The 18,884-nt window shown below is 65.2% G+C and carries 19 protein-coding genes; 10 read left to right on the top strand and 9 right to left on the bottom strand.

Annotation, left to right across the window (positions count from 1 at the left end):
• Window positions 1-7 precede the first annotated feature (7 nt).
• Both SPMU_RS06880 and SPMU_RS06875 read right to left on the bottom strand, forming a co-directional pair.
• Complete coding sequence (locus SPMU_RS06880; protein WP_245832823.1) at window positions 8-364, bottom strand: DUF2934 domain-containing protein; 357 nt, start codon at window positions 362-364, stop codon at window positions 8-10.
• A 126-nt stretch (window positions 365-490) separates the two neighbouring features.
• A complete protein-coding gene (locus SPMU_RS06875) occupies window positions 491-910 on the bottom strand; it encodes a PilZ domain-containing protein (RefSeq protein WP_088332985.1) in 420 nt (139 codons plus the stop codon).
• A 120-nt stretch (window positions 911-1,030) separates the two neighbouring features.
• Here SPMU_RS06875 and SPMU_RS06870 point away from each other — a divergent pair, with 120 nt between their 5' ends.
• Entirely contained in the window at window positions 1,031-3,208 is a 2,178-nt protein-coding gene (locus tag SPMU_RS06870; protein ID WP_088332984.1) for a TonB-dependent receptor, read from the top strand.
• Between the two features lie 55 nt (window positions 3,209-3,263).
• On the opposite strand, the gene SPMU_RS06865 is transcribed toward SPMU_RS06870, so the two are convergent.
• Window positions 3,264-4,787, bottom strand: a complete 1,524-nt coding sequence (locus tag SPMU_RS06865; protein ID WP_088332983.1) for a TadA family conjugal transfer-associated ATPase — start codon at window positions 4,785-4,787, stop codon at window positions 3,264-3,266.
• A 132-nt stretch (window positions 4,788-4,919) separates the two neighbouring features.
• A complete protein-coding gene (gene ada / locus SPMU_RS06860) occupies window positions 4,920-5,957 on the bottom strand; it encodes a bifunctional DNA-binding transcriptional regulator/O6-methylguanine-DNA methyltransferase Ada (protein ID WP_088332982.1) in 1,038 nt (345 codons plus the stop codon).
• A 203-nt stretch (window positions 5,958-6,160) separates the two neighbouring features.
• On the opposite strand from ada, the gene SPMU_RS06855 reads away from it, so the two are divergent.
• The 3 genes from SPMU_RS06855 (at window position 6,161) to SPMU_RS06845 (ending at window position 8,529) form a co-directional block, all read left to right on the top strand.
• Complete coding sequence (locus SPMU_RS06855; RefSeq protein WP_088332981.1) at window positions 6,161-6,940, top strand: enoyl-CoA hydratase; 780 nt, start codon at window positions 6,161-6,163, stop codon at window positions 6,938-6,940.
• A gap of 62 nt (window positions 6,941-7,002) precedes the next feature.
• Window positions 7,003-8,091, top strand: a complete 1,089-nt coding sequence (locus SPMU_RS06850) for a hypothetical protein (protein WP_088332980.1) — start codon at window positions 7,003-7,005, stop codon at window positions 8,089-8,091.
• Between the two features lie 6 nt (window positions 8,092-8,097).
• On the top strand, window positions 8,098-8,529 hold the full coding sequence (locus tag SPMU_RS06845) for a hypothetical protein (RefSeq protein WP_088332979.1): 432 nt from the start codon (window positions 8,098-8,100) through the stop codon (window positions 8,527-8,529).
• A 20-nt stretch (window positions 8,530-8,549) separates the two neighbouring features.
• On the opposite strand, the gene SPMU_RS06840 is transcribed toward SPMU_RS06845, so the two are convergent.
• Entirely contained in the window at window positions 8,550-9,227 is a 678-nt protein-coding gene (locus SPMU_RS06840) for a dienelactone hydrolase family protein (RefSeq protein WP_088332978.1), read from the bottom strand.
• 137 nt (window positions 9,228-9,364) lie between these two features.
• On the opposite strand from SPMU_RS06840, the gene SPMU_RS06835 reads away from it, so the two are divergent.
• From SPMU_RS06835 to SPMU_RS06810, 6 genes are all read left to right on the top strand, one after another.
• Complete coding sequence (locus SPMU_RS06835) at window positions 9,365-9,934, top strand: F0F1 ATP synthase subunit delta (protein WP_088332977.1); 570 nt, start codon at window positions 9,365-9,367, stop codon at window positions 9,932-9,934.
• Between the two features lie 3 nt (window positions 9,935-9,937).
• The gene (gene atpA, locus SPMU_RS06830) at window positions 9,938-11,467 is read left to right on the top strand and encodes a F0F1 ATP synthase subunit alpha (protein WP_088332976.1); all 1,530 of its coding nucleotides are present in this window, start codon (window positions 9,938-9,940) and stop codon (window positions 11,465-11,467) included.
• The gene (locus SPMU_RS06825) at window positions 11,468-11,761 is read left to right on the top strand and encodes a putative quinol monooxygenase (protein WP_088332975.1); all 294 of its coding nucleotides are present in this window, start codon (window positions 11,468-11,470) and stop codon (window positions 11,759-11,761) included.
• Window position 11,762: 1 nt separating this feature from the next.
• Window positions 11,763-12,644, top strand: a complete 882-nt coding sequence (locus tag SPMU_RS06820) for a F0F1 ATP synthase subunit gamma (protein ID WP_088332974.1) — start codon at window positions 11,763-11,765, stop codon at window positions 12,642-12,644.
• A gap of 23 nt (window positions 12,645-12,667) precedes the next feature.
• Window positions 12,668-14,146: a F0F1 ATP synthase subunit beta gene (gene atpD / locus SPMU_RS06815; RefSeq protein ID WP_088332973.1), complete on the top strand. Its 1,479-nt coding sequence runs from the start codon at window positions 12,668-12,670 to the stop codon at window positions 14,144-14,146.
• 114 nt (window positions 14,147-14,260) lie between these two features.
• Window positions 14,261-14,512, top strand: coding sequence for an ATP synthase F1 subunit epsilon (locus tag SPMU_RS06810; protein ID WP_088332972.1), 252 nt, complete (start codon window positions 14,261-14,263; stop codon window positions 14,510-14,512).
• Between the two features lie 79 nt (window positions 14,513-14,591).
• Here SPMU_RS06810 and dapE read toward each other — a convergent pair whose 3' ends face one another.
• The 4 genes from dapE to yidC are packed head-to-tail and all read right to left on the bottom strand — an operon-like array spanning window position 14,592 to window position 18,872.
• Window positions 14,592-15,731 (bottom strand): succinyl-diaminopimelate desuccinylase, encoded by a 1,140-nt coding sequence (dapE, locus tag SPMU_RS06805; protein WP_088332971.1) that lies wholly within the window; start codon window positions 15,729-15,731, stop codon window positions 14,592-14,594.
• Entirely contained in the window at window positions 15,728-16,393 is a 666-nt protein-coding gene (locus tag SPMU_RS06800) for a glutathione S-transferase family protein (protein WP_088333232.1), read from the bottom strand. The genes dapE and SPMU_RS06800 overlap by 4 nt, the downstream gene beginning before the upstream one ends.
• A gap of 53 nt (window positions 16,394-16,446) precedes the next feature.
• A complete protein-coding gene (gene yihA, locus SPMU_RS06795; RefSeq protein ID WP_088332970.1) occupies window positions 16,447-17,157 on the bottom strand; it encodes a ribosome biogenesis GTP-binding protein YihA/YsxC in 711 nt (236 codons plus the stop codon).
• Window positions 17,154-18,872, bottom strand: a complete 1,719-nt coding sequence (gene yidC, locus SPMU_RS06790; RefSeq protein ID WP_088332969.1) for a membrane protein insertase YidC — start codon at window positions 18,870-18,872, stop codon at window positions 17,154-17,156. Before yidC ends, yihA begins: the two co-directional genes overlap by 4 nt.
• Window positions 18,873-18,884 lie beyond the last annotated feature (12 nt).

Here is an 18,884-nt window from a genome sequence, read left to right as displayed (position 1 = left end):
TGCGTGCTCAGTTTGCGCCGCTGGTGGTCCCTTTGCCCTTGCGGCCCTGAGGGGCAGGCGCGATGGGCACGCCGGCCGCCGCGGCAATGCCGCTGGTGTCGGGCGTCTCGGAGCCCACGGTTGCGTCAGAGGCGCCGGCGTCCGCGCCGAGCGATGCGTCGGCAACCCCGGTGTCCTCGGGCTCGCCGAACGGCAGATCGTCGCCGCTGCCGGGGATGAGTTCGTCGTCGCCGCCGGTGGGCGCGTCACCCAGCTCCGCCTGAGCGCGTGACCAGTGATCCTGTTCGCGCCCCTCCGGTTCACCTTCTTCCTGCCAAATCCGGTATGCCCGCTGCCTGATCTGCTCGTCGCGATCTTCAGTCACCGCCATTCTCCCTGCCGTTTCCCGTGAAACGCGCCTCCCGCGAAATCGCCCCAGCGCTGCGGACAAAATGTTGGAGCTGCTGTCACGGGAGCGCCGGCGCACTTGGGTGGCCGGGAGAGAATGCCGTCAGCGGCGGTAGGGGCTTTGGAGGTTCGGCATCCATCCCGCGGACGGCGTCGGCCCGGGCGCGTCGCGGTTCTGGCCGCGAAAGACGGGGGGCGCGACGGCGGCCTTCGCCCGCGCCGCTTCCGGATTGACCGGCTCGGCGAATTCCAGGCCGGCCAGATCGTCCTTTACCCAGACCACCGTCGCGCCGACCGCGTCCAGTGCTCCGACGCTGACCAGCACCGTCGCGCCCTTGCGAAAGCCCCCTGCCTGATCGATGCGCACGCCGCCGCTCGACAGATCGCGCACGCGGTGTCTGCTCGTCTTCTGCGCGCCGAAATGCTCCACGATCGCGCTTAGGAAAACGCTGTGGCGGGGCGCGCGCGGTTTGGGTTCCGTGTCGCCAGCGGGCGGCTCATTGGAAGGAAGTTCTTCCGTCATGGCGCCTAATTTGGCGATCGTCCGTCGGACTGCAAGCGTCTCAACCGAGGTGATTTTAGGACTTGTGATGTTATTACGTCCCCGTTAGTCGAGCCGCAACGGTTTCATTGGGGGTTCCGCGTGAAGGTAAACGCTATCCTGCTGGCCGGCACGGCTATTCTGAGCGTGCCGGCCTATGCGCAATCGAGCAATCAGCCGGCGACGAACAGATCGGCCCATGTCGACTCCGACCCGGAGATCGTCATCACCGCACCCTTTGTGCGCGATCTCAACCTGCTCGCCGGCAAGTCGGTGATCACCGGCGACGACCTGGTGCGCGACATTCGCCCGCAGATCGGCGAAACGCTGACCGGCCAGCCCGGCGTGTCCGCAACCTCGTTCGGCCCCGGTGCGTCGCGCCCCGTGCTGCGCGGTTTCCAGGGCGAGCGCGTGCGCGTGCTGACCGATGGTCTCGGCTCGCTGGACGTTTCGAATACCTCGACCGACCATGGCGTCACCATCGATCCGCTGACGGCGGAGCGGATCGAAGTGCTGCGTGGGCCGGCGGTGCTGCTGTTCGGCAGCCAGGCGATCGGCGGCGCGGTGAACGTGATCGATCGCCGTATACCGCGCGCGGTGCCCGAGAAGGGGTATCACGTCGACGCGATCGGCACCTATGGCTCGGCGGCGGACGAGCTCAGCGGCGGCGCGGGCTTTGACCTCGCACTGTCCAACCAGATCGTGGCGCATGTCGACGGCAGCTATCGCAAGACCGACGACCTGCGGATCGGCGGCTATCAACTCGCGCCGGGCCTGCGGCGCGAGCAGCTGGCGATTGCCGCCGAGGAAGCCGAGGAAGGCCATGCCGAAGAGGCAGCCGAGGCGACGGAGCGCGCCAACCGGCGTGGACGCGTGCCGAACAGCGGCACGGAAACCTATACGCTGGGCGCCGGCCTCGCGGTGATCAACGACGGTGGCAGCCTGGGCTTCTCCGTCGGCTATTATGACAGCAAATATGGCGTGCCCGAGCGCCCCGGTTCCGGCCATCACCATGGCGGAGAGCATGACCACGACCACGATCACGATCATGAAGGGGAAGGCCACGAGCACGGCGACGTGACGATCGCCATGAAGCAGTTCCGCGCCGACATGCGCGGCGAGGTGAACGTCAACGGCGGGTTCCTGGACAAGATCCGCGTCCGCGCCGGCTTCGCGGATTACGAGCATACCGAGTTCGAGGGGGCCGAGGTGGGCACCGTCTTCACCTCCGAAGCTTTCGAGGGGCGTCTGGAACTGGTGCAGGCCGATCGCAACGGGTGGCGCGGCGTCACTGGCTTCCAGGGCTTCACGCGCGGTTTCTCGGCCGTTGGCGAAGAAGCCTTCGTGCCGCCCAACGTGACGGACCAATATGGCCTGTTCACCCTTCAGGAAATCAACCGCGACAATTGGGAAGTCGAATTCGCCGGTCGCTACGAACATGCCGCCGTTCGCGCTGGTGCGGTTCGCGTGGGATTGGACGAGGATGCCGCGCCCGTTGCCATCAGCCGTACCTTTGATTCGCTTTCGGGCGCGCTCGGCTTTGCATACGTGCTCGCGCCCGAGGTGAAGATCGGCATCAATGGCTCGCGCGCGGTGCGTGCGCCGTCGGCCGAGGAATTGTTCTCCAACGGCCCGCATATCGCGACCCAGGCCTATGAAGTCGGCAACCCCAACTTCAAGACGGAGAAAAGCTGGGGACTGGAACTCTATGCGCGCGGCCGGACCGGGCCGGTGAACTTCCAGGTCAGCGGCTATGCGACCTGGTTCGACGATTACATCTATGAAAATGCGACCGGACTGGAGCGCGACGAACTGCCGCTCTTCCAGTATTTCCAGGCAGGCGCGCGTTATTATGGCGTCGAAGCCGAAGTCACTGCGGGCCTGGTCCGCACCGGCGCGTTCGAGCTGGATGGCCGGCTGGTCGCGGATTATGTGAACGCAAAGCTGACCAACGGCGGCGGCGGCGCGGTGCCGCGCATCCCGCCGCTCCGCGTGCTCGGTGGGCTGACAGCCCGGATGGGCGACTTCGGCGGGCGCGTCGAGGTGGAGCATGTCACGGCGCAGAACCGGATCGCGGCCTTCGAAACGCGGACCGACAACTTCACGCTCGTGAATGCCGGCCTGTCGTTCAAGCCCTTCGGCCGCGACAGCGAAACCACGCTGATCGTGTCGGCGAACAACATCTTTGACGTGGATGCGCGCCGGCATGCCTCGTTTACGAAGGATTATGTGCCGCTCGCCGGGCGCGACATTCGAGTGGCGGCGCGGATCAGCTTCTGAAGATCCCGGAGGCGGCGTGCGGTGCCGCCTCCATCAATCGGCGCTCAGATGAGCGTCAGAGACACGCTTCCAGAAACGCCTGATCGAAGCCGAACTGCTTGGCCTTGTCGATTGTGTAGGGACGAAGGCCCATCGCGCGATATTCGCCGATGATCTTGCCGTCGGCGCTCTCATCCAGATATTCGAACTTGAAGAGCTCCTGCGTCACGATAACGGGGCCTTCCATGCCGATCACTTCGGTGACGTTGGTCACGCGGCGCGAGCCATCGCGCAGGCGCTTCACCTGAATGATCATGTCGACCGAATCGGCGATCTGGCGGCTGATCGCTTCCTTGGGCACCTTGATGTCCGACATCATCACCATGTTCTCCATACGCGCCAGCGCCTCGCGCGGGGAGTTGGAGTGGAGCGTACACATCGAGCCGTCGTGGCCGGTGTTCATCGCCGAGAGCATGTCGAAACATTCGGCGCCGCGGATTTCGCCCAGGATGATGCGATCCGGGCGCATACGCAGGGCGTTCTTCACGAGATCGCGGATGCTGATCTCGCCCTGGCCTTCGAGGTTCGCGGGGCGGGTTTCGAGCGGCAGCCAGTGCGGCTGCTGCAGGCGAAGTTCGGCCGCGTCCTCGATCGTCAGCACGCGCTCGCCCGGGTCGATCATCTTGGACAAGGCGTTCAGCATCGTCGTCTTGCCCGAGCCAGTGCCGCCCGAAATGACGATGTTGAAGCGGCAAGCGCCGGCGATCTTCAGCGCCGTCGCCATCTTCGGCGACATGCTGCCGAAGCCTGCCATCATGTCGAGCGTGATGGGCTTGGCGGAAAACTTACGGATCGAGATGGCGGTGCCGCGCAAGCTGAGCGGCGGCACGATCACGTTGACGCGGCTGCCGTCCTTCAGGCGGGCGTCGGCGAGCGGTGTGGTCTGATCGACACGGCGGCCGACCGAGTTGCAGATGCGCTGCGCGATCTGGAACAGATGCTCCTCGTCGCGGAACTGGATGTGCGCGAGCTGAAGCTTGCCCTTTTTTTCGATGAAGGTCTGGTCGGGGCCGTTGACCATGATGTCCGAGATTTCCGGATCGGCCAGCAACTCCTCGAGCGGGCCGAGGCCGAGCAGCTCGTCCACCAGCACCTTTTCCAGCGCGAATTGCTCGCGGCGGTTGAGCGTCAGCTTCAGCTCGGCGAGCACTTCGCCGATGATCGGGCGAAATTCCTCGGCGAGCTCGTCTTTGCCCAAGGTGGCGGCGGCTTCGGGGTCGACCCGTTCGAGAAGGCGCGGCAGCACCTGCTCCTTGATCTTGTGGATCGAGGCCTCGAACCCCTCGACACGGCTGTTGCCGGCTTCGCCCGATGCTGCCTGGCGATCGGCAAGGCGCTGCATCGCGTCCTGCTGCATGATCGGCATGGTACCGAAATTGTCCGGAGCCGCCGTTTCACCGGGCATCGGCAGCGAATCAAGCGAGGGAAACTGCTCACCGCCGTGATCAGGGCGCGGCGTGCCGCCCTGCATCGGACGAGCGACGCCAAACCCCGGCCGCGTGCCCGAACCCACATTATTACGACGCCCGAATGCGTTCATCTGACCAACAATCCTGCTTGTCTGCACCGTTAACGTACGCAGGAAGGCTTTAAATTAACCTAAACACCCGGGCGGGCAGGGGAGGCATGGTCCACCCGCGTACCTGCCGAACAGACGGATTGCCGCATGGCTTCACCCCGCCTGGTCGCGCTCCCGGTCGAGCAGCATCAGCTTCCTCTCGTGGCCAAAGGCATAGCCGCCGATCGCGCCGCCGGTTCTGGTGACACGGTGACAAGGGATCAGTACGGGAAGGTGGTTCGCCCCGCACGCAGTGCCGGCCGCGCGCACTGCACCCGGGCGGCCGGCGAGCGCGGCCAGTTCGGCATAGGAGCGCGTTTCTCCCGGCGGGATAGTGCGCAGCGCTTTCCAGATCGCTTCCTGAAAAGCAGTGCCGCGGACGTCCAGCGGCAGATCGTGGTCGCGCCCGGGGCTCTCCACGATGCTCACTACTTCCGCCGCGAGCGCCCCCAGCGCCTCGTCGCCGGGCACGATCTTGGCCGCCGGAAAGCGTGCACGGAGCGAGTCCCCGTCGGTGTCGAACGCGATCCGGCAAATGCCCCGCTCGGTTGCCGCGATCAGGACGGGGCCAAGGCTGGTCGGCGCGAGGGTCCAGCGGATCGTAACGCCGGCGCCGCCACGGGCCCAGGCGCTCGGCGTCATGCCGAGGCGGGGCGCGCCATGCGCGTAGAAACGGCTGGGCGCGGAATAGCCGGCGTCGTAGATCGCTTGCGTGATGGTGGCGCCGTCGCTCAGCGCGGCGGCGGCGCGCTCTGCCTTCAGCGCCCGCGCATAAGCGGCGGGGGTAATGCCGGTCGCGCGCTTGAACAGGCGATGGAAATGATGCGGGGCATAGCCGACGGCGGCAGCCAGTGCCTCCAGCCCGGGCGTGTTCTCCGCGGCTTCCATCAGCGCAATCGCGCGCGCGACGGCGATGCGATCCCGCCCTTCTTCATCGGGGCGACAGCGCAGGCAGGCGCGAAATCCTGCCGCGCGTGCCCTGACGGGGTCCGTGTAGAAGGTGACATTCTCGCGCCGCGGATGCCGGGCCGGGCAGCTCGGCTTGCAATAGATGCCCGTCGTCCGGACAGCGACGATGAAGCGACCATCGGCGCTCCGATCGCGCGCTTCGAACGCCGTCCAGGCCGCATCCATATCGATGGTGTCGTTCATATGTCCGATGTAGGCCCGTGAGCCGGCGAGCACATCCCGCAGCTTGCGCCCAAACGGCCAGCGCCCGGAAGGGCCGTCGACCGAAGAGCTGTCATGCCACCACCACGCCGACCCGCATCGGAAGTTCTCCGCGCCAGAGACGGAGTGGACGCCCGCGAGCCGGGCGATACTATGGTCCAAAACAAAGACGGGAGAGGTGAGGGATGACGGATCTGGTTCTGCTCGATATTGAGGATGGCGTTGCAACGGTAACGCTGAACCGGCCGGAGGCGATGAACGCCTTGTCCAAGGCGCTCCGCTCACAGCTTTATCAAGTGATGACGCAGGTGGATGCGGACGATTCGGTGCGCGCCGTGGTGCTGATTGGGGCGGGGGAGCGCGCCTTTACCGCGGGGTTGGACCTCAAGGAATTGGGCTCACAAGCGGGAGCGCTCGGATCCGCCAATGCGACCGGCGCCGACGAGAACCCGGTCAAGGCGATCGAATTGTGCCGCAAGCCGGTGATCGGCGCGATCAATGGTGTGGCGATCACGGGCGGGTTCGAGGTGGCGCTGGCCTGCGACATCCTGATCGCCAGCGACAAGGCGCGATTTGCGGATACGCATGCGCGCGTCGGCGTGATGCCGGGCTGGGGGCTGAGCCAGAAGCTGTCGCGGCTGATCGGCATTTCGCGTGCCAAGGAACTGTCGCTCAGCGGCAATTTCCTGGACGCGGCAATGGCGGAGCGCTGGGGCCTCGTCAATCGTGTGGTGCCCGCGGGCGAACTGCTGACGACGGCGCAAGCGCTGGCCAAGGATATCGCCTCCGCCGATCCGGATTTCATCGCCGCCTATAAGAAGCTGATCGATGACGGCTTCGCGCGGCCGTTCGGCGAGGCGATGGCGCTGGAGCATGAACGCTCGTCCGCCGCCAACCGCGCCGTCACGCCCGAAGCGGTGGAAGCGCGCCGCGCCGCTGTTCAGGCCCGAGGGCGGTCGCAATAGCGCTTTGTGATCCGAGGAGATGCGCTAGTTTGCCTTGGGGCAAGCAACAGGGGGTGGGGACCATGAACTGGCGCGGATTGCTGGCGCTGCTATCGGCGCTGGTCGTGGCACCGTCGGCGCATGCCGAGTGGCTGGAGGCGGAATCCCGGCATTTCACTTTGCTCGCCAACACCAATGAAAAGACGCTCCGGCGCCAATCAGAGCAACTGGAGCGGCTCGACTGGGGGCTGCGGCATTTTCTGGGCCTTTCGGACGAGCCGGAGATCGCCTCGCGCAAGGTGACGGTGTTTCTGGTCGACGATGGCGACGTGAAGCGGCTTTGCCGGTGCACCAATGCAGCCGGATTCTACTTTTCGCGGGTCAGCGGGTCGATCGCATTCGGGGCGAAGGGCGGGTGGACGGAAGGCAATGATTGGGGGCGGATCGTCCTGTTTCACGAATATGCCCACCATTTCCTGCTGGGCACCTATGATATCGCCTTCCCCGCCTGGTATTCTGAGGGGTTTGCCGAATTCGCCTCCACCATGCGGATCACGGATGAAAGCGCGACGGTCGGCTACGCCGCGCAGCACCGGGCTTATGGGCTGGGCTCCGGTGAGCGGTTCACCACCCGCCAGATGTTCGGCCCGCCGATGCGCTTGTCGGCAGCGCAGATGGATGCGTTTTATGGGCGCGGGTGGCTGATGACGCATTACTTCAGCTTCGATCGCGCCCGGAACAACCAGTTCCTTGCCTATATCGCGGCAATCAACCGGGGTACGCCCTCGATCAATGCGGCCGAGGAGGCGTTTGGCGATCTCAAGCAACTGGATCGCAGCCTGTCGGGCTATCTCGCGCAGCGCCGGCTGCTCGGGATGACCATGCCCTTTCGCGGGACGCCGACGCCGCCCATGACCATTCGGTCGCTGCGGCCGGGCGAAGCGGCGATGATTGACTTTCGCATGCAGTCGCTGCGCGGCGTGGGCCCGGACGACGCGCGCAAGCTGTATGCCAAGGCCGCGCCCGTGGCGGCGCGTCATGCCGATGATGCGGTGGTGCAGGGGTGGCTCGCGGAAATGGCGTATGACGCGGGGGAGAATGATGCCGCGCTTGCCGCCGCCGCCACGGCGATCACGCACGATCCCCGATCCGTGCAGGCGCTGCTATATTAAGGCCGGGTGAAGCTGCGCACGCTGGCGGCGGCGAAATCGACTGATCCGGCGGCCTGGAACGCGGCGCGGGCAAGCCTCGTCAAGGCGAACCGCGCCGATCCGGATGATGCGGAGCCGCTGTGGTGGTTTTGGCAAAGCTTCGTGTTGCAAGGGATCGATCCGAGCCCGTCGGCGATCAAGGGCCTGCATCGTGCGCAGGAGCTCGCCCCGCAGGACGATCACGTGCGCTTCGCTGCCGCCATGGCGCGGATCAGCGCGAACGAAACTGCGGCGGCGCAGCGCCTGCTGCGGCCGCTTGCCTACCACCCGCACGCCGCTGCCGACAATCCGGCGAGCCGCTTGTTGGCGGCGCTGGAGGCCGGCAAGAAGGGCGACGAGGCAATCAAAGCGGCCGAGAATAAGGAGAAAGAGGGAACGGCCGGCACGTCGGAGGATTGAGGCTGTGCGCGCAGCCTGGATCAGCCGCCATTCTCGCGAAACAGCGTCAGGGTGCGATCCCGCGCAAGCTCTGCGGAGGGCTCGTGATAATCCTTGCGGCGATCCGAGTTGAAGCCGTGCCCGGCCTCGTAGACGTGGATTTCAGCCAGCGGGAAATCCTTGGCGATCACGGCCTCGACGCCTTCCATGGGGATGCCGTGGTCGTAGCGACCGAAATGGGCGATCACCGGCACGCGCGGCGGCGCTTCCGCCGCAAAGGCCGGCACCATGCTGCCGTAATAGGCCGAGGCGGCTGCGACACCATCCAGCTTGGTGGCCGCCGCCCAGACGATCGAGCCGCCGTAGCAATAGCCGACGGCGAATACCGGGCCCTTGTCGCGCAGTGCGTCGATGCAGGTCTGGGTGTCCTTCAGTGACAGGTCGAAGGGGTGCAGCGTGCGTGCAAGTTCCACCGCGCGCTGGAAGTCAGGCCCGGTATAGCTCGCCTCAAAGCCGGGATGCTCGCGATCGAACAGCGCGGGGGAGAGCACTTCATAGCCCTCGGCGGCGTAATCATCCGCCATCTCCCGGATATGATCGGTGACGCCGAAAATCTCCTGCACCAGCACCACACCGCCGCGACGCGCGCCCACTGGCGAGGCACGATAGACGGCGATCTCAGCGCCGTCGCTCATCGTCATCCGGATCATTTCGCCCATGGTCACCCTCTTGTTACAGCTTGTTGCATCATTGCTACCCCTTTGCTACGCGCCGGCCAACCCAAGCGACGGCGCCACGAGCGCGTCGTGTTTTCGCATGGGGGCTTAACTCTTAGTGCGAACGGGGATCGAATCGCGTGGATGGTTCCAGCGGTAATCTAGGCAGCAGCATCCAGGCGAGCCTGGGCGGGCGTTATGCGACCGCGCTGTTCGACCTCGCCGAACAGGCGAGAACGATCGATGCGGTGGAGGCGAGCCTGGCAAAGGTCCGCGTCGCGCTTGATCAATCCGATGATTTCAAGGCGCTGACGACGTCGCCCATCGTGGCACGCGAAGCAGCGAGCAAAGCCGTCCTGGCGACTGCGGACGAGCTGGGCGTCGACCAGACCACCCGCAACTTCCTCGGCGTGCTGGCGCAGAACCGCCGCCTGGCGCAGCTGCCTGCGATCATCCGTGCGTTCCGCGCACTGGCGGCGCGACACCGCGGCGAGGTGGCCGCGGAAGTGACCAGCGCCCATGCCTTGACCGACGATCAGGTCGTTGAGCTGAAGCAGCAGCTCCGCCAGCGCGTCGGCCGCGAAGTTTCGGTCGATCTTTCGGTCGACCCCGCGCTCCTGGGCGGGCTCGTCGTCCGCATCGGTTCTCAGATGATCGATTCGTCGATCCGTACCCGCTTGAATGCGCTTGCCAGCGCGATGAAAGGCTAAGTGATGGATATCCGCGCCGCAGAAATCTCGAAGGTCATCAAGGACCAGATCGCCAACTTCAACACCGAGGCCCAGGTCAGCGAGACCGGCCAGGTGCTCAGCGTCGGAGACGGCATCGCCCGCATTTACGGCCTCGACAATGTCCAGGCCGGCGAGATGGTCGAATTCTCGAACGGCGTGCAGGGCATGGCGCTCAACCTCGAGGCCGACAATGTCGGCGTCGTGATCTTCGGGTCGGACTCGGAGATCAAGGAAGGTGACGTCGTCAAGCGCACGGGCACCATCGTGGACGTGCCGGTGGGCCGTGGCCTGCTCGGCCGCGTGGTCGACGGTCTCGGCAATCCGATCGACGGCAAGGGCCCGATCGTGTCGACCGAGCGTCGCCGCGTTGAAGTGAAGGCGCCGGGCATCATCCCGCGCAAGTCGGTGCATGAGCCGGTGCAGACCGGCCTTAAGGCCATCGACGCGCTGGTGCCGGTTGGCCGTGGCCAGCGCGAGCTGATCATCGGTGACCGCCAGACGGGCAAGTCGGCGATCGCGATCGACACGTTCATCAACCAGAAGTCGGTGAACGCTGGTGATGACGAGTCGAAGAAGCTCTACTGCGTTTATGTCGCGGTGGGCCAGAAGCGCTCCACGGTCGCGCAGCTCGTCCGCACGCTGACCGAGAATGGCGCGATGGATTATTCCATCATCATCGCCGCGACCGCGTCTGACCCTGCGCCGCTCCAGTTCCTGGCGCCGTACACCGGCACCGCGATGGGCGAATTCTTCCGCGACAACGGCATGCACGCCGTGATCGTGTTCGACGATCTGTCGAAGCAGGCGGTCGCGTATCGCCAGATGTCGCTGCTGCTGCGCCGCCCGCCGGGCCGTGAAGCGTACCCGGGCGACGTGTTCTATCTCCACTCGCGCCTCCTGGAGCGTGCGGCGAAGATGAACGACGCCAATGGCGGCGGCTCGCTGACGGCGCTTCCGATCATCGAGACGCAGGCGGGCGACGTGTCGGCCTATATTCCGACCAACGTGATCTCGATCACCGACGGCCAGATCTTCCTTGAAACCGACCTGTTCTTCGCGGGCATCCGCCCGGCGATCAACGTCGGCCTGTCGGTGAGCCGCGTCGGCTCGGCCGCACAGACCAAGGCGATGAAGAAGGTGTCGGGCTCGATCAAGCTCGAGCTGGCGCAGTACCGCGAAATGGCGGCGTTCGCTCAGTTCGGCTCGGACCTTGACGCCTCGACGCAGAAGCTGCTGAACCGCGGTGCGCGCCTGACCGAGCTCTTGAAGCAGCCGCAGTTCTCGCCGCTGCCGTTCGAGGAGCAGACGGTGTCGATCTTCGCCGGCACCAACGGCTATCTCGACAATGTGCCGGTGCAGGACGTGACGCGCTACGAAGCGGCGATGCTCGCTTTCATGCGCGACCAGCATGGCGACACGCTGAAGCTGATCCGCGACAGCCGCGATCTGGGCGGTGACGCTCAGGCGCAGGTGAAGAGCGCGCTGGACGCTTTTGCGAAGACCTTTGCGTAGATGTCGTTGACGTACATCGCCGAGATCGATCTCAAGGCGGACTGCTTCGACCAGGCATGTCGGGCAGTCGCGGAGATCGTTCCGGCGACGCGCGGCGAGGCAGGGTGCGAGCGGTTCGATCCGCACCCAGCAGCCGATGGCTCGCCGCGGCTGTACATCTATGAGCGGTGGACCAATCGAGCAGCATTCGATCAGCACCACGCCCAGGATTACACGCGTAAGGTATTCAAGAACTATGAGGACTGGCTCGCGGCGCCGGTTCGATTGACTGAACTCGCGAACGGACTGGCGTGACATGGCAAGCCTGAAGGCCCTCAAGATCCGCATCGGCTCGGTGAAGTCGACGCAGAAGATCACCAAGGCGATGAAGATGGTCGCCGCCGCCAAGCTGCGCCGTGCGCAGGAGGCGGCGATGGCCGGCCGTCCTTATGCCGAGCGGCTCGAGGCGGTGATGGCCAGCCTCGCGTCCAAGGTGACCGTCAGCGAGAACAGCCCGAAGCTGCTCGCGGGCACGGGCAAGGACCAGGTGCATCTGCTTGTCGTCGCGACGTCCGAGCGCGGCCTGGCCGGTGCGTTCAACACCAATATCGTTCGCGCCGCGCGCAAGAAGGCCGAGGAGCTGGAGGCGCAGGGCAAGACCGTGCGTTTCTATCTCGCCGGCAAGAAGGGCCGCGTGCTGCGCCGCTTCTATCCGACGTCGGTCATCGCCGATCACGAGCTCGGCCAGCATAAGACGCTCGCCTTTGCACAGGCGCGCGAAGTCGCTGACGACCTGATCGCCCGCTTCGAGCGTGGCGAGTTCGATGTCGCGCATCTGTTCTTCGCCCGGTTCCAGTCGGCACTGGTGCAGATTCCGACCGGCCAGCAGATCATTCCGGTGGCGGTGCCTGCCGGCGCAGTGTCGACCGCGAACGACGGCGGCGCTGCGGTGGAATACGAGCCCGACGAGGAAGCGATCCTCGCCGAGCTGCTGCCGCGCAACGTGGCGATCCAGATCTTCCGCGCGATGCAGGAAAATGCCGCGTCCGAGCAGGGCAGCCGCATGACCGCGATGGACAATGCCACTCGCAACGCCGGCGACATGATCAAGCGGCTGAGCATTCAGTATAACCGCGCGCGCCAGGCCGCGATCACGACCGAACTGGTCGAGATCATCTCGGGCGCCGAAGCCCTTTAAGTTTCGAAGCAGGAAGAACCGCAATGGCAACCGCCGCTGAAGACATCCGCCCGACCATTTCGGGCAGCAACAAAGTGGGCCGCATCAGCCAGGTGATCGGCGCCGTCGTCGACGTGACGTTCGAGCAGGATCACCTGCCGGCGATCCTGTCCGCGCTGGAGACGAGCAACAACGGCCAGCGGCTGGTGCTCGAAGTGGCGCAGCACCTGGGCGAAAACACCGTTCGCACGATCGCGATGGACTCTACCGAGGGTCTGACCCGCGGCCAGAACGTGACCGACACCGGCGCGCAGATCACCGTGCCGGTTGGTCCGGCAACGCTTGGCCGCATCCTGAACGTCGTCGGCGAGCCGATCGACGAGCGCGGCCCGGTCAACTCGGCGCATCACGCCCCGATCCACGCCTCGGCACCGCTGTTCGTCGATCAGTCGACTGAGAGCTCGATCCTCGTTACCGGCATCAAGGTGATCGACCTGCTCGCGCCTTATGCGAAGGGCGGCAAGATCGGCCTGTTCGGCGGCGCTGGCGTGGGCAAGACTGTGCTCATCCAGGAGCTGATCAACAACATCGCCAAGGGCCACGGCGGCACCTCGGTGTTCGCCGGCGTGGGTGAGCGTACCCGCGAGGGCAACGATCTTTACCACGAGTTCCTCGACGCAGGCGTTATCGCCAAGGACGCTGACGGCAACCCGATCAGCGAGGGCTCCAAGGTTGCGTTGGTGTTCGGCCAGATGAACGAGCCGCCGGGCGCCCGCGCCCGCGTCGCGCTTTCCGGTCTGACGATCGCCGAGTATTTCCGCGACGTCGAAGGGCAGGACGTGCTGTTCTTCGTCGACAACATCTTCCGCTTCACCCAGGCAGGCGCGGAAGTGTCGGCACTGCTCGGCCGTATTCCGTCGGCGGTGGGTTATCAGCCGACCTTGTCCACCGACATGGGCGCGCTGCAGGAGCGCATCACCTCGACCAACAAGGGCTCGATCACCTCGGTGCAGGCCGTGTACGTGCCCGCGGACGACTTGACCGATCCGGCGCCGGCCACCTCGTTCGCCCACTTGGACGCAACGACGGTGCTCAACCGCGCGATTTCGGAACTCGGCATCTATCCGGCGGTGGATCCGCTCGACTCGACCAGCCGCGTTCTCGAGCCACGTGTCGTCGGCCAAGAGCATTACGAGACGGCACGCGCCGTGCAGACCATCCTGCAGAAGTACAAGTCGCTGCAGGACATCATCGCCATCCTCGGCATGGACGAGCTGTCCGAAGAGGATAAGCTGACCGTGAGCCGCGCGCGCAAGATCCAGCGCTTCCTCAGCCAGCCGTTCCACGTGGCGGAGGTGTTCACCAACATCCCGGGCAAGTTCGTGCAGATCGAGGACACCGTGCGCTCGTTCAAGGCGGTGGTGAACGGCGAATATGATCACCTGCCGGAAGCGGCCTTCTACATGGTTGGCGGCATCGACGAGGTCGTCGCCAAGGCAGAGAAGCTGGCGCAGGAGGCGTAAAGCCAATTCCCCTCCCGCCAGCGCGGGAGGGATCAGGGGAGGGGCTGCCGCAGGGCACCCCTCTCGCAAGGCCTCCCTAACCCCTCCCGTTTGTGGAGGGAGTGAGAAGAAGAGATGCTCCACTTCGAACTCGTCACTCCCGAACGCCTCGTCCGTAGCGAGGACGTGTACATGGTCACCGTCCCCGGCACCGAAGGTGACTTCGGCGTGCTGGAAGGTCATGCTCCGCTGATGTCGACGATCCGCGACGGTGTTCTGCTGGTCCACAAGACCGCGGGCGCCACACCCGAAGCGATCACGATCCGCGGCGGTTTCGCGGAAGTGAATGCAAGCGGCCTGACGGTGCTGGCGGAACAAGCCGTCTGATCTGGCGCAACTGCTGGCAAGAGATAAGCGCGGTCGCCTGAGGCGGTCGCGCTTTTTTGTTGTTCGCTCGTCGTCCGGTTCAGTGTTGCAGGGACGGGAGCTGCTCGAAGCTGCGACGCAGGAAATCGGCGTAGATGTCGGTAAGCGTGGAGAGATCCTCCACCGCAACCGCTTCGTCCAGCTTGTGCATGGTGGCGTTGAGCAGGCCGAACTCGACCACCGGGCAAACGGCCGACAGGAAGCGAGCGTCCGATGTGCCTCCCGTCGTTGAGAGCTCCGGCAGGATGCCTGTCCGCGACTCGATCGCGGCGGAGAGGATGGCGGAGAGCGGGCCCGGCTCCGTTAGGAACGCTTCGCCGGAGACAATCCCGCGAACCTCGGCTGCGGGTGCGTGTCGCTTCACGACCGAGGTAATCCGCTCCGTCAGTTCAGTGCCGCGATGCATGTCGTTGAAGCGGATGGAGAGCCGTGCCGACGCCTTGGCGGGAATGACATTCGTGGCGGGGTTGCCAACGGCGAGGTCGGTGACCTCGATGTTCGACGGCTGGAACCAGGCATTGCCTTCATCGAGCACGATGCCGTCGATCTCGGCCAATGCGGCGATGAGCCGCGGGATCGGATTGTCGGCGAGGTGAGGGTAAGCGACATGGCCTTGGCGCCCGGGTATGTCGATCCAGATATTGACTGACCCGCGCCGCCCGATCTTGATCATGTCGCCGAGGCGCGACGTGGAGGTCGGCTCGCCCACCAGGCATGCATCGGGCTTCAGCCCGCGCGCCGACATGCGATCGATCAGCGCGCGGGTGCCGAAGACGGCCGGACCTTCCTCGTCGCCGGTAATGATGAGGCTCGTCGTCCCAGGCCCTTGCACCTGCGCCGCTGCTGCCACGAAGGCCGCAATCGCGCCTTTCATGTCCACGGCGCCGCGGCCGTAGAGCAATCCGCCACGGACCTCCGGAGCAAAGGCGCTGCTCGTCCAGCCATCGCCCGGTGGCACCACATCGACGTGGCCGGCAAAGGCGATATGTGGCGCGCCGCTGCCGCGCACCGCCAGCATGTTCTCCACCGGGCCGTCGGGTGCCTCGCCGATTGTGAAGCGGTCGATTACGAAGCCGAGTGGAACCAGCGCGGCCTCAAGCACGTCGAACACCGCGCCGCGCGCTGGCGTCACGCTTTCACAGGCGATCAGCGCCTGCGCCAGCGCCAGTGGATCGATCATGCGCGCGCCGGCTGCTCATATTGTTCGATCACCCAATCCTCCTCCTGCGCACCGGCAATCCAGTCCTGCATGAAGGGGTGGGCGAGAACCGAGTTGATATAGGCGGCCGCGAACCGCGGAACTGGCAGCGAATAGGTGACGATCCGGGTGCAGACCGGTGCAAACATGATGTCGACGGCGTTGAATTCGCCGAACAGGAACTCGCCGTCGCCGGCGAAGCGCGCGCGGGCCTGCGCCCAGAGCTCCATGATGCGCGTGAGATCCGCCACCACTGCCTCGGAGGGCGGAACGGGTGGATAGACCTGGCGAATGTTCATGCTGTGCTCGCGACGCAGCGAGACGAAGCTGGAGTGCATTTCGGCCGCCATCGAGCGCGCCATCGCCCGCGCCGCCTCATCAGCCGGCCAGAAGCGATCCCAACCTACCTTGTCGGCGAGATATTCAACAATCGCGAGGCTGTCCCACACCACGGCCTCGCCGTCCCACAGGATCGGCACTTTGCCGGACGAGGGCGCGAATTCCGCGCCCTCGCGCCGGCGGTCCCAATCCTGATCGTAGAGCGGGACGACCACTTCCTCGAAAGGCAGGCCGGACTGCTTGCAGGCGAGCCAGCCGCGCAGCGACCAGGAGGAATAGGCCTTGTTGCCGATAATGAGCTTCATGGAACGGGGCGTATCGCCGCCGCGCCCGGCGCGCAACTAAGCCGGTGCGCAACTCACCCGATTGATTCGATAACCGCCGCGCGCAGTTCGGGGATGCCCATGCCCTTTTCGGAAGACGTCACGATGATGTCCGGATGCGCCGCGGGGCGCTTGCGTGCCTCCGCGATCGTCCGTTCCGTGACCTCGGCGAGCTCGGTCGCCTTGATCTTGTCCGCCTTGGTCAGGACCATGCGGTAGCTGACCGCAGCCTTGTCGAGCATGTCGAGGATCTCGCGATCCACATCCTTGATGCCGTGGCGCGCATCGATGAGCACCAGCGCCCGCTTCAGCACCTGCCGCCCGCGAAGGAAGTCGTTCACCAGGAAGCGCCACTTCTTGACCATGTCCTTCGGCGCCTTGGCAAAGCCGTAGCCGGGCATGTCCACGAGGCGGAACAGCATCGGCTCGCCGACGTCGAAGAAGTTCAGCTCCTGTGTTCGGCCCGGCGTGACCGAGGTGCGCGCGAGCGTCTTGCGGCCTGTCAGCGCGTTGATCAGCGAGGATTTGCCGACGTTCGAGCGGCCAGCGAAGGCAACTTCCGGAACGGTCGGATCGGGCAGGAACTGGAGCGCGGGCGCGGATTTCAGGAAGCTGATCGGCCCGGCGAAGACCTTGCGTGCGGTCTCGATCGCCTCGGACGAGCGAACAGAATCATGCTCATCCGTCAGAGCTTCCGCGCCAGCCTGCGGCTGGTTCTCCTCCGCAGGCTGGGTGGGCTCGGTCATTTCGCGGGTGCCTCCTTGAGGCCCGGATGGCGGGCGTAGAGCAGCTTCTGCTGCAGAATGGTGAGCACGTTGGACGTGATCCAGTAAACCTGCAGGCCAACCGCAAACGGCGCCATCACGAACATCAGCACCCAGGGCATCAGCGCGAAGATCTGCTTTTGCGCATCGTCCATCGGCGCTGGGTTCAGCTTGAACTGGAAGTACATGCTGATGCCGAGCAGGATCGGGACGACACCGATCGCCAGGAACGACGGCGGCGTGAAGGCGAGCAGGCCGAACAGGTTCACCGGGGTGAGCGGATCGGGCGCCGACAGATCCTTGATCCAGCCGACGAACGGCTGGTGCCGCATCTCGATCGTCAGCATCAGCATCTTGTACAGCGCGTAGAAGATCGGGATCTGAAGCAGCGTGGGGGCGCAGCCGGCAAGCGGATTGACCTTCTCCGCCTTGTACAGCGCCATGATCTCCTGCTGCATGCGCGGCTTGTCGTCCTTGTAGCGCTCCTGGATCGCCTTCATCTTCGGCTGCACCGCGCGCATGTTGGCCATGGAGGCGAACTGGCGCTGCGCGATCGGGAACATGAGCAGGCGGATGGTCAGCGTCAGCAGGATGATCGCGATGCCGAAATTGCCCAGGTGGCGGAACAGCCAGTCTAGATAATAGAAGATCGGCTTTTCGATGATGCGGAACCAGCCCCAGTCCAGCGCATAGTCGAAGCGGTTCACGCCTTCGTTGTCGGTATAATGGTCCAGCAGCCGCACTTCCTTCGCACCGGCGAAGAAGCGGCTGGTCTGCGTGACCTGGCGGCCGGGCTGCAGCAGCTGCGCGTTGCTGGTGTAATCCGCCTGATAGCTCTTGTTGGCGCCGGCGCGGAACTGACCGTTAAAGGCGCGTGCCTGATCGGGAATCAGGGCGGTCAGCCAATATTTGTCGACAAAGCCGAGCCAGCCGCCAGTGCTGGCGAAGCGCTTGTCGCCTTCGTCCACATCGTCGAAGTTGACGTCGTAATCGGCCTTGTCGTTGTGCACCGACATGGGGCCGACGTGAATCGTCCAGCTGTCCGGATCCTTGGACACGCCCGCGCGATTGACCAGGCCGTAGGCGGCAACGGGCACCGCCCCAGCACCGCCATTGGCCACTGTTTGCTTGATGCCAAACATATAGCCGTCATCGACAGAGAGCTCGATCGCGAAGCGTTGCCCCTGCGCATTCGCCGCGGTGAGCGTAACGGGCCGGCCGGGCGCGAGCAGCTGCGACGATGCCGTCCAGACCGCGTCCGCCGTCGGCGGCGTCAGCCCTTCGTTGCGCCAGCCGAAGGCGGCGAAATAGGCATCCTGCGTACCGGCAGGCGAGAGCAGGCGAACCGGCGGCGAGTTCTTCGCTACCGTTTCCTTGTAATTCTTGAGCACCAGATCATCGATGCGCGCGCCGCGCAGGTTGATCGAGCCGTGCATGGTGGGCGTATCGATCTGAACGCGCGGCGCTTCGCGCAGCACGACGGCGCGGTCGCGCATCGCCGCAGCTGCTCCGGCCACGGGAGCGCCAGCGACGGGGCTCACCTCGGGCTTCGGCAAAACCTTGGTCTGGCCGTCCTCGATCTTCGTCACCGGGGGATTGGCAGCCGGGAAGAACCGCTCCTGGAGCATCGGCCAGCCGAACAGGATCAGCGCCGCGATCACCGCGAACAGCACGAAATTCTTATTGTCTTGCTTCACGAGCGCCCAAAC

Source organism: Sphingomonas mucosissima, assembly GCF_002197665.1.
Classification (GTDB): Bacteria; Pseudomonadota; Alphaproteobacteria; order Sphingomonadales; family Sphingomonadaceae; genus Sphingomonas; species Sphingomonas mucosissima.
This window is presented reverse-complemented; position numbering and strand designations above follow the sequence as displayed.

Coding starts and splice junctions, on each gene's coding strand:
- SPMU_RS06875 (WP_088332985.1), bottom strand. CDS start 910: ATGACGGAAGAACTTCCTTCCAATGAGCCGCCCGCTGGCGACACGGAA.
- SPMU_RS06865 (WP_088332983.1), bottom strand. CDS start 4,787: ATGAACGCATTCGGGCGTCGTAATAATGTGGGTTCGGGCACGCGGCCG.
- ada (WP_088332982.1), bottom strand. CDS start 5,957: ATGAACGACACCATCGATATGGATGCGGCCTGGACGGCGTTCGAAGCG.
- SPMU_RS06855 (WP_088332981.1), top strand. CDS start 6,161: ATGACGGATCTGGTTCTGCTCGATATTGAGGATGGCGTTGCAACGGTA.
- SPMU_RS06850 (WP_088332980.1), top strand. CDS start 7,003: ATGAACTGGCGCGGATTGCTGGCGCTGCTATCGGCGCTGGTCGTGGCA.
- SPMU_RS06840 (WP_088332978.1), bottom strand. CDS start 9,227: ATGGGCGAAATGATCCGGATGACGATGAGCGACGGCGCTGAGATCGCC.
- atpA (WP_088332976.1), top strand. CDS start 9,938: ATGGATATCCGCGCCGCAGAAATCTCGAAGGTCATCAAGGACCAGATC.
- SPMU_RS06825 (WP_088332975.1), top strand. CDS start 11,468: ATGTCGTTGACGTACATCGCCGAGATCGATCTCAAGGCGGACTGCTTC.
- SPMU_RS06820 (WP_088332974.1), top strand. CDS start 11,763: ATGGCAAGCCTGAAGGCCCTCAAGATCCGCATCGGCTCGGTGAAGTCG.
- atpD (WP_088332973.1), top strand. CDS start 12,668: ATGGCAACCGCCGCTGAAGACATCCGCCCGACCATTTCGGGCAGCAAC.
- SPMU_RS06810 (WP_088332972.1), top strand. CDS start 14,261: ATGCTCCACTTCGAACTCGTCACTCCCGAACGCCTCGTCCGTAGCGAG.
- dapE (WP_088332971.1), bottom strand. CDS start 15,731: ATGATCGATCCACTGGCGCTGGCGCAGGCGCTGATCGCCTGTGAAAGC.
- SPMU_RS06800 (WP_088333232.1), bottom strand. CDS start 16,393: ATGAAGCTCATTATCGGCAACAAGGCCTATTCCTCCTGGTCGCTGCGC.
- yihA (WP_088332970.1), bottom strand. CDS start 17,157: ATGACCGAGCCCACCCAGCCTGCGGAGGAGAACCAGCCGCAGGCTGGC.